Origin of the sequence: Mycobacterium sp. (genome assembly GCF_039583805.1) — a bacterium.
GTDB lineage: Bacteria > Actinomycetota > Actinomycetes > Mycobacteriales > Mycobacteriaceae > Mycobacterium.
The window spans coordinates 1-14,226 of record NZ_JAVKSH010000002.1 but is presented as its reverse complement, the minus strand read 5'-3'; the positions used below and the strand labels follow the sequence as shown (position 1 = coordinate 14,226).

Here is a 14,226-nt window from a genome sequence, read left to right as displayed (position 1 = left end):
CTCAGATAGGAAGCCTGCGAAAGACCGGCCGGGGAACGTGCCGTAACACCATCATCACGTAGCGAAATGCTGCTGGTGCCCAAACCAATTCCTTACCTTTCGCCGCCGCTGTGACCGCGAGGTTGGCGACGTACTCTTTGTCAACGGTGAGGGGGGCTTCCTTGATGTGCGCGCTCATCCGGGTCCGCACCTGGCCAGGGCGGATCACCAGCACGTGAACCCCGTACTCGCGCAGCGCCTCTGACAGTCCAAGGTAGAAGCCGTCCAGGCCGGCTTTGGTGGAGCCGTAGACGAAGTTGGACCGCCGCACCCGCTCGCCGGCGACTGTGCTCATCGCGATGATCTGGCCGAAGCCCTGGGCGCGCATCTTCTCACCCAGCAGCACACCCACCGACACGGCTGCCGTGTAGTTGACTTCGGCGATCTGCACGGCTTTGCGCTGGTTCTGCCAGAGTTCCTCGGCGTCGCCGAGCAGGCCGAACGCCACAATGGCCACGTCGACGTCACCGCCTGAAAAAGCGGCATCGATCATCTGCGGATGACTGTCGGTGTCGACGGCGTCGAAGTCGATCAGCTCCACCGACCGCGCACCCGCGGCCGTCATCTGGGTCACCGCGTCGTCGCGGCCCGGGTCGTCGGGCAGGCACGCCAGCACGATCCGCGCGCGCGCGTTCTGCAGGTAACGCTCACAGATCGCCAGGCCGATCTCGGAGGTGCCGCCGAGCAGCAGTATGGTCTGCGGATTTCCCACGGCGTCCAGCACCATTTACAGCAACTCCAACCGTCGGGCCATGTCCGAGGCGAAGACCCCGGTCGGATCGACCTTGCGGCGCAACGCGATCCACTCGTCGATGCGCGGGTACATGGCGTGGAAGGTGTCGGCGCTCACGCGAGAGTCCTTGGCGGTGTAGACGCGACCGCCGAATTCCATTACCCGGGCGTCGAGTTCGCTGAGGAACTCGTTGACGCCGGGCTTGTTGGGGAAGTCCATCGCGACGTTCCACCCGGCCATCGGGAAACTGAGCGGTGCGCGGTTGCCGGGCCCGAAAAGCTTGAACACGTTAAGGAACGAGTAGTGGCCCTTGGTGTGAATCCATCCGATGATGCCCTTGAGCTCCGCCATCGCATTCGGTGGCACCAAGAACTGGTATTGAGCGAAACCCGCAGGGCCATAGGCGTATTGCCATCCGGTCGTCAAGTCCAGCATGTGATAGAACTGCGTCAAGTTGACGATCTTGCTCTGGTAGTTCCCGCTCATCCGGTAGAAGGCCTCACCGACCATGCTCCCTGTCAGTTTGTTCATCACGCCGATCGGGAAGACGTTGGGCACTGCGGGCAATTGCGGCGCAACGAATTTCAGCGGGTTCTTGGCGAGCTTCTTCGGCAACTGATCCAGCGTCGCCAAACTGCCCCGGCTGACCGCGGCCCGGCCGAGTTTCGGCGGCGGGCTGATCAGGTCGAACCAGGCGGCGGAGTAGGTGTAGTTGTCCTCGCTGCCGTCGAGGTGAACGGCGACCGTCTCGTCGAGGCCCCTGGTCGCAATGCCGTCGGCAATGAAATACGCCGTCTCCGTCGGCGTCATCGCGATGGTCGCACGCAGCACGATGCCGGTGAGCCCGTTGCCGCCGACGGTGGCCCAGAACAGCTCGGCGTCGTCTCCGTCGGGGGTGAGGGTGCGCACGGCGCCGTCGGCCGTCAGTAGGTCCATGGAGGCGACGTGATTGCCGAAGCTGCCCGCGCTGTGGTGGTTCTTGCCGTGGATGTCGCAGGCGATCGCACCGCCGACGGTGACCTGCCGGGTGCCCGGCAGAACCGGCACCCACAGCCCGAACGGCAACGCGGCCTGCATCAGCTGGTCGAGGCTGACGCCGGCGTCGACGTAGGCCAACCCGGTGTCGGCGCTAATCGAGTGGATGCGGTTGCACGCCGTCATGTCGATCACCAGCCCGCCACCGTTCTGGGCGTTGTCGCCGTAGGAGCGGCCCAGGCCGCGGGCGATCACGCCTCTGTCTCCGGCGCACGCAACCGCCTTCGCGATCACCTCGGGGTCCGGCGTGGACAGCACCTGCGCCACCGACGGCGCAGTGCGCGCAAAGCCGGTCAGCCGCTTGCTGGTCGTGGGAAGCGTCGTGGAAAGGGAGGAAATCATCAGGGAACGAGGGTACCGCCTGCGCGGGCCTGTTCAGCGCAGCCGGAAGATCACGGAGCGCTGCACGATGAAGTTGATCACGGTGGCGGTGCCCTGCGCGATCACGAATGCGGCCGGTATCGCCCACGCCCGGAACTCGAACAGGTGAAGACACAGATGGTTGATTCCGACCTGCGCCGAGAAGGTGACGCCGTAGAGCGCCATGACCGCGGCGAATCGGGTGGTGCTCGGCGCCGCCTGAAACGTCCACCGCCGGTTGATCAGGTATGCGGTGACGGTGCCGGCGAACCAGCTGCTCGCCTTGGCCGCATCCCACGGCAGGCCCGCCGCGTGCAGCAGCAGATACAAGCCGAAGTCGACGATCGCGGAGAACCCGCCGGCGACGACGAACCGCCACACCTGGGTCGTCAATCTCAGCTGTGCGCGCGGCGGGGCGAGTTCTGCCATCGCGGGCAGTCTACGGTCCGGGCGAACCGGCGCCGCTAGGCCGGGTACTTCACGTCGAGCAGTTCGACCTGACTTTCCCCTCGCGGCGTCGTGTAGGTGACGGTGTCGCCGGGTCGCCGTCCGGCAAGGGCACGCCCCAACGGGCTGCCGGCGGTCAGCGTTTCGGCCTCACCTCCGGCCGGTGTCTCTTCGACGATGGAAATCACCAGCATGGTGACCACCGAGCCGTCGGTGAACCGCAGCGTGACCTCGGTGCCGCCGGGCAGCATGTCGCCGTTCGACGGCGACGGCCCAGCCCGCAGCAGCCGGTCGAGCTCGGCGATCCGCTCGTCGAGGCCGGCCAGTTCGTCGGCGCGCTGGATGGCGTCGGCGGCGTCGGCGTGGTCGCTGACGTTGCCGCGGTCGTTTCGTACCTCTAGCTCCAGACGATCGCGCCGTTCGCGCAGCCGGGCCAGCTCCGCGGCGATCCGGTCTCGGGCCGCATCCGCTCGCCCGGTTGATTCGCTCACCTTCGCACCTGTCCTCAGGGCGCAGCGGGGATTGCCATGCCGGGGGCGCCTCGATTGTCTGGTTGTCGCCCGCCAATTATTCATGTGCGGCGTATCCCGGTGGGGTTTTTCGTCGCCGGCTACACCCAGTACGGCACCCGGGCACGGTACTGGCGCATCGCGAATGCCGCCAGCACCCACCCGATCACGGTCAGCACCAGCACCACCAGCCAGTGCCGCAGCTCCTGGTGAGCGCCCAGCAGCGGCGCCCGCACGATGTCGAGGTAGTGCAGCAGCGGGTTGAGCTCGACGATGTCGCTCCACCGCTCTGCTCCCTCGGCGTGCAGCGTCTCGTCGTTCCAGATGATCGGCGTCATGAAGAACAGCAGCTGGACCACCGAGAACAGCAGCGGACCGATGTCGCGGTAGCGGGTGGCCAGGATTCCGAAGCACAGCGACACCCACACCGCGTTGACGACGATCAGCCCGAGCGCCGGGATCACCGAAAGGTCGGCCCACGACCACGGTTTGGGGTAAACCGCCGCGATGACGAGATAGATGACGATGTTGTGGGCGAACAGGATCATCTGGCGCCACACCAGCCGGTAGACGTGCAGGCTCAGCGGTGCCGGCAACTGCGTGATCAGACCTTCGTTGGCGACGAACACGTCGGCGCCCTCCATGATGGCGGCGTTGATCAGGTTCCAGACGATCAGCCCGAGCGTGACGTAGGGCAGATGCTCGGCGAGTTCGAGGTGGAACAGTTTGGAGTACAGGCCGCCCATGGCGACCGCGGTTGTTCCGGTGGCGATGGTGATCCAGAACGGTCCCAGCACGCTGCGGCGGTACCGCTGCTTGATGTCTTGCCAGCCCAGGTGCAGCCACAGCTCGTGACGCCGGAAGCCGTCGACGAGATCGCGCCGGGCTCGGGTGAGGGTCTTGGATTCGCTCGATTCGCCGGTCGCCGCGACGAGTGTCATAGCGGCCTCTCCTCGGGCCGGCTGAACCGCTCGCGACGGCCCAACCGCCGCAACCGGATCCACGCCAGCAGCCCGGCGGGGTCGCGGCGCGACACCAGGAAGAACCACCCGAACCGCAGCCATTCCTGCACCGACAGCGCGCGCAGGCCCGGCTGCGACAGCAGGTAGCCGCGGTTGCGGTAGGTATAGAAACGTTTAGCAGCGCTTTCCGGATACTGGGCGTGCATCCGCCCGCCCAGTATCGGTTTGAATTCGTCGGAACCGCACGGATGCAGGTAGACCGCGTCCAGGCAGGTTCCGAAGGGCAGGCCGGAGCGGACCAGCCGGCGGTGCATCTCCACCTCGTCGCCGCGGACGAACAGCCGCAGGTCCGGCACGCCGATCGCCTCGAACGTCGACGCGGCGAACAGCGCGCCGTTGAACAGCGACGCGATGCCGCTCAGCAGATCCTGGCCGGGCTCAACCCGCAGTTCGCTGACCAGCCGGCGCCAGACCAGCCCGCGGCGCAGCGGGAACGCCAGCCGGGCCGGGTTGGCCATGTCGCACACCATCGGCGAGACCTCCGCCAGCCGGTGCTTGTCGGCGCAGGCCAGCAACGTGGCCAGCAGGCCGGTGTCGGCGGGGTGGCCGTCGTCGTCGGCCAGCCACACCCAGTCGGCGCCGCACGCCAGTGCATGCAGGATGCCGAGCGCGAAACCGCCTGCGCCGCCCAGGTTTCGGCGCGAGCCCAGGTACGTCGTCGGGATGGGTTGGCCGGCCACCAGATCTCTGACCGGATCGTCATGCCCGTTGTCGACAACGATCAGGTGATCCGGCAGCCTGCTCTGCGTGGTCAGCACATCAAGCGACTTCGCCAGTTCGTCGTGACGCCGATGGGTGACCACGACGGCGTATACCCATTCAGTCATGGGTGTGCGCCGTCTCGACGAGCACCTCGCGGACATGGCGGGCCGCGTCCTCGCCTTCGTAAGCCCGCACGACGTCCTCGATGCCGCCGGTGAGCCGGATGGTGCCGTGCTCGATCCACATCGCGGTCTTGCACAGGCGGGCCAGAAAGTCGTTGGAGTGGCTGGCGAACACGAGGATTCCGGATCGCTCCACCAGACGCTGCAGCCGGCTCTGGGCCTTCTTCAGGAAGTCGGCGTCCACCGCGCCGATGCCCTCGTCGAGCAGCAAGATGTCCGGGTCGATGCTGGTGACGACCCCCATCGCCAGCCGCACCCGCATGCCGGTGGAGTACGTGCGCAGCGGCATCGACAGGTAGTCGCCCAGCTCGGTGAACTCGGCGATCTCGTCGACCTTGGCCAGCATCTGCCGGCGGGTCTGCCCCAGGAACAGGCCGCGGATGATGATGTTCTCGTAGCCGGAGATCTCCGGGTCCATGCCGACGCCCAGATCGAACACCGGCGCCACCCGCCCGGTGACCGACGCCGAGCCGCGGGTGGGTTCGTAGATGCCCGAAAGTAGCCGCAGCAGCGTCGATTTCCCGGCACCGTTGTGCCCGACCAGCCCCACCCGATCACCCAGGTTCAGCGACAGGGTGATGTCCCGCAGCGCCTCGACGACCACCACGTTGGAGGTGGTGCGCCCGATCCGGCCACCGGCCTTGCCCAGGAAGGCCTTCTTCAGCGAGCGCGACTTGGCGTCGAAGATGGGAAACTCCACCCACGCGTTGCGGGTCTCGATACGGGGACTGTGCGGCGTCGGCACCGGCGTCTGCTTACAGGTACTGCCCGGTGCCCGAACCGTGGCCGCCCTGCCCGGACCAGGTGGCTCCCGGCGGCAGCGCACCCTGGCGCATCTGCTTCAGCTGCGCGCGGGCGGCCATCTGCTGGGCGAACAGCGCCGTCTGGATCCCGTGGAACAGGCCCTCCAGCCAGCCGACCAGCTGCGCCTGCGCGATGCGCAACTCCGCATCCGTCGGTGCGGCGCCCTCGTCGAACGGCAGGGTCAGCCGGTCGAGCTCCTCCCGCAGCTCCGGCGCCAGCCCGTCTTCGAGCTCGCGGATGCTGGTGGCGTGGATCTCGCGCAGCCGGTTGCGGCTGGCTTCGTCCAGCGGTGCGGCGCGCACCTCTTCGAGCAGCTGTTTGATCATGGTGCCGATCCGCATCACCTTGGCCGGCTGCTCGACCAGGTCGGTCAGCGAGCGGTCGTCGGAGTCGTCGTCGCTGTCGGTGATCAGACGGGGGTCGATGCCACCGATGATCTCGACGTTGTCGTCGTCGCTGTCGATGCTCAATCCCTTCACTCTCCCTGCGGTTCTCAACGGTTGGTCTGCTGGTTCGGCACCGCCGGGGCGCCACGCCACTGGTAGATCCGGGCCTCGCCGTTGTCGTAGATCTTCGCCCAGGACTTGGACTTCTCCAGTGACACTAGTCCGTCGGGCATCACGAATCCGCGCACCACTGGCGAGCTGATCAGTACGTAGCGGATGTCGAGCGCGCGGATGGCCTCGGCTACCCGCGGGTCGGTGTCGGCGTCGTCGGCGTAGGCCCAGAAGATGAACCGGTGGTAGCCCGGCCCCCGCTGCACGGGGTAGTCGTAGTGGGTCCACAACGGGTGCAGGCCGGCGACGGCGTACATCCACGCGGTGCCGTCGGTGTTGGCGTTGCCGATCAGTGTGTCGCGGGCACCGGGCAGGGTGGCCAGGTAGGCGAACGCCTCCAGGTCCTTCTGGTCGACGATCACCGAGTCGTACTTGTCCCCGAACAGGAACCGGTGCCGTGGGAAGTAGTGCCAGGCGCTGGCCAGGCTGACCGCCACCGCCAGCACCGCGGCGGTGGCGGTCTGGGCCGCTGTGGGCAGGCGCCGGGTGGTCACCCGGGCCGTCAGCCACCGCGCCGCGCCTACCCCGGCCAGCGCCAGCACGACCAACCCGATCCCGGCCATCGGCGTCAACAACAGGGTCGTCGCGGCCGCCAGCCGGCGCGGATCCTTGTAGAAGAACTCGCCGAACGTTCCCGCCAGCGCGCCGATCGGCCCGGGCAGCGGTGTGCCCGCATCAACGTTCACCACGACCAGCAGCAGCCAGACCGCCAGCGGCCACCAGATTCTGGTGACCAGCAGCACGACGCCTCCCAGCGCCGCCAGCCCGATCAGCCCGTACTGCACCGGGAAATCGTTGAGGTGGCGGGAATGCTGGAAAACCGCGTCGAACACGCCGCGCTTCGTGCTGAGATAGGTCAGGAACGAGTGCCCGGCGATGATGTCCTCCTGTTGCCGGACGCTGAGGAACTGCGGCAACAGGATCAGCCCGGCCGGCACGACGGCGGCGGCCAGCGCCACCGTGTCGCCGAGCCGGCCGCGCACCGGATGCCACAGCCCGTCCATCAGCCACCACGCCGCCAGCAAGAGCACGACGACGACACCGCCGGTGATGTGCACCGAAAAGACACCCACCAGCGCCAGCGTCGCCAACGGTGCGCGGTCGCGGTGCCGCGGCGTGGAGGTGACCAGCGCGAAGGTCGGCACGGCGATGCCGTAGGCGGTCAGGTTCGGCATCGCCGCGGTGTCGAATTCGACGTAGGGGAGCGCGGTGAACGACGCGGCGAGCATCGCCGCGCAGGCGGCCGCACCGGCGGCGCGCCACTCGGTGCTGCGGGTGCGCACCACGCGCCAGGTCAGGATCGCCGCGCTGGTCGGGAACAGCCAGACCGCGGCCGCCAGCGCGCTCACGGTGTAGGCGGTGGTCGGCGCCGCGCCGGTCAGCTGGCTCAACACCGCGGCCAGCGCATGAAACGCCGACGGGTAGTAGAGCAGGTCGTGGGTCTCGACGTTGCGCAGCTCACCCATGTGGGTCGACGACGCCTGCCCGGTGTCGAGGATGAAGCCAATGGTGTTGGCGTGCCAGACCGCGTCCCAGGTGCTGGGGATGGACTGCCAGTGCGGGATTCCCCGCAGCGCGGCGTACCAGATCCCCACCGCGCCCAGCACCACCCCGGCAGCCATGGTCGCCGCCGGCCGGCCGCGGACTGCCCGGGATTCGCCGTCGGCGTCGCGGAACCGGGCCAGCGCGAACCGGAGAACGACCATCACGGCCGTCACGACGACCAGCGCGGCAAGCGCCGTCCACGCGTTCCACCCGATCCCGGCCCCGCCGTAGGGGATGATCGCCAGCGCGACGACGCCGTACGTCGCCGCGGGGCCGACCGCGACAGAGACCGGCCAGCTCAGCCGCGCAACATGTGCGATGGTTGCCCCCGGTACAATCAGCAAAAGCAGCGCGCTCAGCGTTCCGAATGCCAGCCCCACTGGACTAGTATGGCTGGCCGGGTGACCTGGCTCGGCGCTGCGGGGCACGTGTCCGGGCGCTCGCTACCGTCGCTGTCCGCGTAGTGACGGGAATTTGAGGTGGCTGGCATGGCATACGACGTCGCCCGGGTGCGTGGACTGCACCCGTCGCTGGGCGATGGGTGGGTGCACTTCGACGCGCCGGCCGGGATGCTGATTCCCGAGTCGGTGGCCACCACCGTGTCGACGGCCTTTCGGGGGTCGTTCCCCAGCGCCGCCGGCCCGCATCCGTCGGCGCGGCGCAGCGCGGCGGTGCTGGAGGCCGCCCGGGCGGCCGCGGCCGACCTGGTCAACGGGGACCCGCGCGGGGTGGTGCTGGGCGCCGATCGCGCTGTGCTGCTGTCGTCGCTGGCCGAGGCGTCGTCCACCCGGGCCGGGCTGGGTTACGAGATCATCGTCACCCGGCTCGACGACGAGGCGAACATCGCCCCGTGGCTGCGCGCGGCAAATCGATTCGGCGCCAAGCTGAAATGGGCCGAGGTCGACGTCGAGACCGGGGAACTGCCCGCCTGGCAATGGGAGAGCCTGATCGGCAGGTCGACGCGTCTGGTCGCGCTGGCGTCGGCGTCGGCCGTGTTGGGCACCGTCACCGATGTGCGGACCGTCACCAAGCTGATTCACGAGGTCGGGGGTCTCGCGGTCGTCGACCACACCGCCGCTGCCCCATACCGGCTGATCGACATCGACGCAGTCGAGGCCGACGTGGTGGCCCTCAACGCGGTCGGGTGGGGCGGCCCGCCGATCGGCGCGCTGGTGTTCCGCGACCCGGCGCTGATCAACGCGTTCGGGTCGGTGTCCGCCAACCCGCATGCCACCGGGCCGGCCCGCCTGGAGGTCGGTGTTCATCAGTTCGGGCTGCTCGCCGGATTCGTCGCCAGCGTCGAGTACCTGGCTGCCCTCGATGAGTCTGCTCGCGGGAGCCGACGCGAAAAGCTGCTGCTGTCAATGCAATCCGCTGCCGACTACCTGAACAGGCTGTTTGATTACCTCATGGCGTCGTTGCGGTCACTGCCGCTGGTGGTGGCGATCGGCCAGCCCGAGTCGCGCGTACCCGTGGTCAGCTTCGCCGTCCACGAGGTGCCGGCCGAGCGGGTGGTGCAACGGCTGGCGGACAATGGAATTCTGGCGACAGCCAACGCCGGTTCCCGGGTGCTCGACGTCATCGGCGTGAACGATTTCGGCGGCGCGGTCACCGTCGGGCTCGCGCATTATTCGACGCCGGCCGAGGTCGACCAGCTGGTGCGTGCCGTCGCATCCCTGGGCTAGCGGTCTCGCTCGTAAGTTCGTTGGGGTGCCGTGCACCGGGGGTCAGGTCACCGAACGTGAAGCCCTTGGAAAAAAATCCGGCCTTGGTTCAAGGGTTGGTCGCAACGGCTTCACGTTCGGTGAGGCCGGGCTGAACAGGGTCGACCCACACGCCTCGTTGATCACAGCTACCTGGCTGTGCTGCAGACCCTGGGTGCGCTGCAGACCCTGGGTGTGCTGAAGACCTGGTGACAAACACATGATCCCGACGAACTTATGAGCGCGACCACTAGCTTCCCCAGGTGCGAAACTTATGCGCGTAATGCCAAGTGCCGGTTGGCGTTAGCCGGCTCCTAGCCGGCCCTTAGCCGATGGTGAGCACGATCTTTCCGGTCACCCGCCCCGACGAGAGCAGGCGGTGGGCGTCGGCGGCCTGCTCGATCGGCATGCGGGCGCCGATGACCGGACGGACGCGGCCGTCGGCGATCATCGGCCAGACCGAGGCGGTGACCGCGTCGACGATCGCGCTTTTGCCGGTGGGACCCGACACCGGTCGGCTGCGCAGCGCAGTCCCGATGACGCGGGCCCGTTTGCCGATCAGCGTGCCGAGGTTCAGCTCGGCCCGGACCCCGCCCTGCAGTCCGATCACGACCAGCCGACCGTCGGTGGCCAGCGCGTCGAGGTTGCGTTCCAGGTAGGCGGCACCCATGATGTCGAGGATCACTTCGGCGCCCGCGCCGTCGGTCGCCTCTTTGACGCGGGCGACGAAGTCCTCGTCGTGATAGGCGATGGTGATCTGGGCTCCCAGCTCGCGGCAGAGGTCCAGCTTCGCCGGTGATCCCGCGGTGATCGCCACCCGGGCGCCCAGTGCGCGGGCGACCTGGATGGCGTGGGTGCCCACGCCGCTGGCTCCGCCGTGGATCAGGATCAGCGAGCCCTCGCGCAACTGCGCCGCCAGCACCAGGTTCGACCAGACCGTGCAGGCCACCTCGGGGAGGCCGGCGGCATCCTGCAACTCGACGCCGTCCGGAATCGGCAGAACCTGACCGGCGGGGACGACGGCGTATTCGGCATATCCTCCCCCCGCCAGCAAAGCGCAGACTTTTTGCCCGACCGTCCATTCGGCGACGCCGTCGCCGACCGCGGCCACCGTCCCGGACACCTCCATGCCCAGCACGTCGCTGGCGCCGGGCGGCGGTGGATAGTGACCGGCGGCCTGCAGCAGGTCGGCCCGGTTCACGCCGGCGGCGCTGACCTTGATCACCACCTCGCCGCGGCCCGGCGTCACGTCGGGCACCTGCTGCCACACGAGCTGACCGGCGGATTCGGCGACGATCGCGTGCACGGTGGACACGCTACTAGCCGGCACTGGCCGCTACTCGCGGGTACTCGCCGCGCATGCCGGGCCATTCCCGCTGCGCCGCGTCGCGCCGCACGCCGCCGGCCCGTGTCCCGTTAGGCTGGTGCGCGGTGGCGTGGCAGAGCGGCCTAATGCACTCGCCTTGAAAGCGAGAGACGTAACAAGCGTCCGGGGGTTCAAATCCCTCCGCCACCGCGCGTGTCGTGTCTGGGGATCTCCGCGGCGATCCGGTCCATCAGGGCGGTGTAGCGCCTGACTTCGGGATCCCGTCCGGGTTTGCCGCTGCTGACCAGTCCGGCAGCGAGGCCGCGTTCAGGGTCGGCCCAGATGGCGCAGTTCACCAGCCCCAGGTGGCCGAACGCCGCGGGCGCGTCGCGGCCGAACGGCCCGAACCGGTTGGACCCCAACATGAATCCCGTGCCCCAGCGCAGCGGCTTCAACCCGGTTGCGACATCGGGCCGCAGGCGTCGGCATTCCCGCACCGCGCTGCGCAGCGTTTCCGGCTGCAGTACGCGAATGCCGTCGAGTTCGCCTCCACGGCGCCATATTTCGGCGAACCGCGACAGCTCGTAGGCGTTCGAGATGGTATTGGACGACGGGACAACCGTGGTCAGGAACAGCGGGGTGTTGCTGAACGGGATGACCTGGTGCACGGTCCCGCCGATGGCCTTGCGGAATACCGCCGCGATCGGCGTCGGCAGCGGCGTACCGGTCGCATGGCTGGGCGCGACCAGCGGAACATCTTGTGCCGCAACGCCGTAGTTGGTCCAGCGGAAGCCGAGCGGGTCGAGGATCTCGGCGGCAAGGATCTCGCGGATGTCTTTGCCGGTGGCCGCTGAGACGATCTCCCGCATCAGCGGTCCCCACGTCAGCGCGTGGTAGATGTGGATCAGCCCCGGCCGGTACAGCGGTTTGAGGTTGCCCAGTTGCTCACGTGCGTAACGGCTGTCGTCGGCGCGGGTGACGTCGGGCCGGGGCCCGGACGCAAACGGGACGCCCGCGCTGTGGGTCAGCACATGGCGGATCGTGGTGCGGTGTTTGCCGTGGCTGGTGTAGCCGGGCAGGTAGTCGCACACCCGATCGTCGAGCGAGAACCGACCGCGCTCGACCAGCATGTGCACGACGGTGGCGGTGATCGCCTTTGCCGTCGAGTACACACAGAACGGTGTGTCGGTGCGCACCGGCACCTTGTCGGCGTCGGGCGGATCGGTCGGCGCGTTGCCCCAGCCGTGTCCGATCGCGCGGTTGAGCACAACCTTTCCGTTGTGCCGCAGGCACAGCTGAATGGCCGGGTGCATGCCGGCCCGATACCAGTGCCGTGCGGCCTGCCAGATGCGTTCGACGCGGGCCGGGTCGATCCCGGAGTGGTCTTCTGCGCCCACAGCGGTGACGGCGTCGAGGTCGGCCGGGACGCGGATCGTGCCGTCTGGTGACATGCGTGGTCTTCCCGTCAGGTCGACCCTGTCGGGTCGACTCATCCGCGAGGGTACGTGTCGGCTCGCCGGACGGGAGTTGTCCACAGTCACGTTTTTATCCACAGCGGGGGTTTGCGGGGTGGTTCATGTCGGCCCGGGCCGATATGATTAGCACATGTGTTCGGACATCCGCGAGCAGATCGTCGAATTGATACCCCCACCCCGGAAAGCTGCTGCGGCCGGCGGCGACGACGACGATCCGTGATCGCGGCACTCGGGTCAGGCGCGGACCCCGAGGCGCGGACCCCGTGGCGCGGACCCCGTCGAGCGGTCCCGGCCGCGGGAATCCCGAATCGGCTACTCCCCGGTGAACTTCGGCGGTCGTTTGGCGAACGTTGCCGCGATACCCTCGGACAAATCCTTGGACGGCAAGAACGCCGCGTTCCACGCCGCCACATAGCGCAGGCTCGCGGATACCGCCGAAATACGTTGCTGGTCGAGGACATCCTTGATGCCGTGGACGGTAAGCGGCGGGTTGGCGGCGATCTCGGCGGCGGTGGCGTGCGCCGCGGCCAGCGCCGCGTCCGCGTCGCCGAACACGTCGTTGACCAGGCCGATCTTCTCGGCGCGGGCGGCGTCGACGTTCTTACCCGTCAGCGCCAGTTCCCGCAGGTGCCCGTCGGACAGGATCAGCGGCAGCCGCGCGAGGCTGCCGACGTCGGCCACCATCGCCAGCCTGACCTCGCGGACGGAGAATTTGGCGTCGGCGCTGGCGTAGCGGATGTCGACCGCCGAGATCAGGTCGACGCCGCCGCCGATGCACCAGCCGTGCACCGACGCGATCGTGGGCGTGCGGCAGTCGGCGACGGCACTGATCGCCCTTTGCATGCGCTGCACTTCGGCGTGGAGCTCGGCGCGCGGCCGCGCCGACGCGCCCTCGGCCATCACCCCGGCCAGCGACCCGCCCATCGCCGGCAGATCCAGGCCGTAGCTGAAGTTGCGGCCCGATCCGGTCAACACGATGGCGCGCACGTCGGGATCGGCCTGTAGCGCGGCGAACACCTCGGGCATCTCCGACCAGAATGCCGGCCCCATCGCATTGCCCTTGCCCGGCCCGATCAGCGTCACCTGCGCGACGTGATCCTTGGTCTCGATGGTGACGGATTCATACGGCTCGCCCATGGGCAGACCGTACCGCGGACAACATGTCTGACGACCTGCGGCCCGGCCCCGACTCACCGCCCGCCGACGAACGTTCCGGCGCCAACGCAACGCTGGCCGTCCGATCGCCCGCGACGAGTTGGCCGACCGCACGCCGTGCACGGAATACGACGTGGCGGCATACGACGTGGCGGCGCTGACGGACCATCTGCTGAAGTCCATCATCGTGATTGACGGCGCGGCGGGCGCGACATTGCCGAACCGGGGCGCAGGCGATTCAGTGGAGCGGCAGATCGTCGGCGCCGCCAGGCCCGCGCTGGACGCCAGGCACCACCGCGGCCTGCACGGCACGGTGACGATCGGGCCGAACACGCTGCCCGCGGCAGTCGTGGCCGGGATTCTGTCGCTCGAATTCCCCGTTCACGCTTGGGATTACGCGAAGTCGACCGGTCACCCCATCGATGTCGCCGACTCGGTCGCCGAATACGTGCTGGGCCTCGCCAAGAAGAACATCACGCCGCAGGGCCGAGCGCAGGTCGGCTTTGACGATCCCGTCGACGCGCCCGACGACGCACCGCCGCTGGATCGGCTGATCGCCTTCACCGGCCGCCAGCCCTAGTTCGACCTCCCCGAGCGTGAAGCCAGGTTCACGGTCGCACACTGAGCGTGAACCTAGCTTCACGTTCGAGCG

General features: G+C 68.3%; 13 protein-coding genes, 1 tRNA gene and 1 pseudogene. 3 read left to right on the top strand and 12 right to left on the bottom strand.

All coding sequences use genetic code 11. The annotated features are described in order from the left end of the window. Position 1: 1 nt before the first annotated feature. The 9 genes from ABDW21_RS00365 to ABDW21_RS00325 form a co-directional block, all read right to left on the bottom strand. A complete protein-coding gene (locus ABDW21_RS00365) occupies positions 2–766 on the bottom strand; it encodes a decaprenylphospho-beta-D-erythro-pentofuranosid-2-ulose 2-reductase (protein ID WP_343600885.1) in 765 nt (254 codons plus the stop codon). Continuing rightward, a complete protein-coding gene (locus ABDW21_RS00360) occupies positions 767–2,149 on the bottom strand; it encodes an FAD-binding oxidoreductase (protein WP_343600886.1) in 1,383 nt (460 codons plus the stop codon). Between the two features lie 33 nt (positions 2,150–2,182). After that, positions 2,183–2,596, bottom strand: coding sequence for a GtrA family protein (locus tag ABDW21_RS00355; RefSeq protein ID WP_343600887.1), 414 nt, complete (start codon positions 2,594–2,596; stop codon positions 2,183–2,185). A 35-nt stretch (positions 2,597–2,631) separates the two neighbouring features. Continuing rightward, positions 2,632–3,123: a GreA/GreB family elongation factor gene (locus ABDW21_RS00350; protein ID WP_343600894.1), complete on the bottom strand. Its 492-nt coding sequence runs from the start codon at positions 3,121–3,123 to the stop codon at positions 2,632–2,634. Between the two features lie 101 nt (positions 3,124–3,224). Next, positions 3,225–4,064 carry an ABC transporter permease gene (locus ABDW21_RS00345; RefSeq protein WP_343600888.1) on the bottom strand — a complete coding sequence of 280 codons (840 nt, stop codon included), beginning with the start codon at positions 4,062–4,064 and terminating at the stop codon, positions 3,225–3,227. Continuing rightward, positions 4,061–4,972 (bottom strand): glycosyltransferase family 2 protein, encoded by a 912-nt coding sequence (locus ABDW21_RS00340; RefSeq protein WP_343600889.1) that lies wholly within the window; start codon positions 4,970–4,972, stop codon positions 4,061–4,063. The genes ABDW21_RS00345 and ABDW21_RS00340 overlap by 4 nt, the downstream gene beginning before the upstream one ends. Then, a complete protein-coding gene (locus ABDW21_RS00335) occupies positions 4,965–5,774 on the bottom strand; it encodes an ABC transporter ATP-binding protein (RefSeq protein ID WP_343600890.1) in 810 nt (269 codons plus the stop codon). The genes ABDW21_RS00340 and ABDW21_RS00335 overlap by 8 nt, the downstream gene beginning before the upstream one ends. A 10-nt stretch (positions 5,775–5,784) precedes the next feature. After that, positions 5,785–6,312 (bottom strand): bacterial proteasome activator family protein, encoded by a 528-nt coding sequence (locus ABDW21_RS00330; RefSeq protein WP_343709907.1) that lies wholly within the window; start codon positions 6,310–6,312, stop codon positions 5,785–5,787. Between the two features lie 14 nt (positions 6,313–6,326). Further along, positions 6,327–8,315: a DUF6541 family protein gene (locus ABDW21_RS00325; RefSeq protein ID WP_343709906.1), complete on the bottom strand. Its 1,989-nt coding sequence runs from the start codon at positions 8,313–8,315 to the stop codon at positions 6,327–6,329. Between the two features lie 108 nt (positions 8,316–8,423). Between ABDW21_RS00325 and ABDW21_RS00320 the strand changes: the two genes are divergently transcribed. After that, complete coding sequence (locus ABDW21_RS00320; RefSeq protein WP_343600893.1) at positions 8,424–9,620, top strand: cysteine desulfurase-like protein; 1,197 nt, start codon at positions 8,424–8,426, stop codon at positions 9,618–9,620. 343 nt (positions 9,621–9,963) lie between these two features. On the opposite strand, the gene ABDW21_RS00315 is transcribed toward ABDW21_RS00320, so the two are convergent. Beyond that, a complete protein-coding gene (locus ABDW21_RS00315) occupies positions 9,964–10,944 on the bottom strand; it encodes an NAD(P)H-quinone oxidoreductase (protein ID WP_343600895.1) in 981 nt (326 codons plus the stop codon). A gap of 124 nt (positions 10,945–11,068) precedes the next feature. Between ABDW21_RS00315 and ABDW21_RS00310 the strand changes: the two genes are divergently transcribed. Then, positions 11,069–11,154 (top strand) — tRNA-Ser (locus ABDW21_RS00310). On the opposite strand, the gene lipE is transcribed toward ABDW21_RS00310, so the two are convergent. Further along, a complete protein-coding gene (gene lipE, locus ABDW21_RS00305) occupies positions 11,136–12,395 on the bottom strand; it encodes a lipase LipE (protein ID WP_343601229.1) in 1,260 nt (419 codons plus the stop codon). The two genes, ABDW21_RS00310 and lipE, sit on opposite strands and share 19 nt — an antisense overlap. 336 nt (positions 12,396–12,731) lie before the next feature. Beyond that, positions 12,732–13,556 carry a crotonase/enoyl-CoA hydratase family protein gene (locus ABDW21_RS00300; RefSeq protein WP_343601228.1) on the bottom strand — a complete coding sequence of 275 codons (825 nt, stop codon included), beginning with the start codon at positions 13,554–13,556 and terminating at the stop codon, positions 12,732–12,734. A 23-nt stretch (positions 13,557–13,579) separates the two neighbouring features. Here ABDW21_RS00300 and ABDW21_RS00295 point away from each other — a divergent pair. After that, positions 13,580–14,154: pseudogene (locus tag ABDW21_RS00295) on the top strand (TIGR03086 family metal-binding protein). Positions 14,155–14,226 lie beyond the last annotated feature (72 nt).

What these genes read in the sequence shown, in the direction of transcription:
- ABDW21_RS00365 (WP_343600885.1), bottom strand. Translation starts at nt 766, where the DNA reads ATGGTGCTGGACGCCGTGGGAAATCCGCAGACCATACTGCTGCTCGGC.
- ABDW21_RS00360 (WP_343600886.1), bottom strand. Translation starts at nt 2,149, where the DNA reads ATGATTTCCTCCCTTTCCACGACGCTTCCCACGACCAGCAAGCGGCTG.
- ABDW21_RS00355 (WP_343600887.1), bottom strand. Translation starts at nt 2,596, where the DNA reads ATGGCAGAACTCGCCCCGCCGCGCGCACAGCTGAGATTGACGACCCAG.
- ABDW21_RS00345 (WP_343600888.1), bottom strand. Translation starts at nt 4,064, where the DNA reads ATGACACTCGTCGCGGCGACCGGCGAATCGAGCGAATCCAAGACCCTC.
- ABDW21_RS00340 (WP_343600889.1), bottom strand. Translation starts at nt 4,972, where the DNA reads ATGACTGAATGGGTATACGCCGTCGTGGTCACCCATCGGCGTCACGAC.
- ABDW21_RS00320 (WP_343600893.1), top strand. Translation starts at nt 8,424, where the DNA reads ATGGCATACGACGTCGCCCGGGTGCGTGGACTGCACCCGTCGCTGGGC.
- lipE (WP_343601229.1), bottom strand. Translation starts at nt 12,395, where the DNA reads ATGTCACCAGACGGCACGATCCGCGTCCCGGCCGACCTCGACGCCGTC.
- ABDW21_RS00300 (WP_343601228.1), bottom strand. Translation starts at nt 13,556, where the DNA reads ATGGGCGAGCCGTATGAATCCGTCACCATCGAGACCAAGGATCACGTC.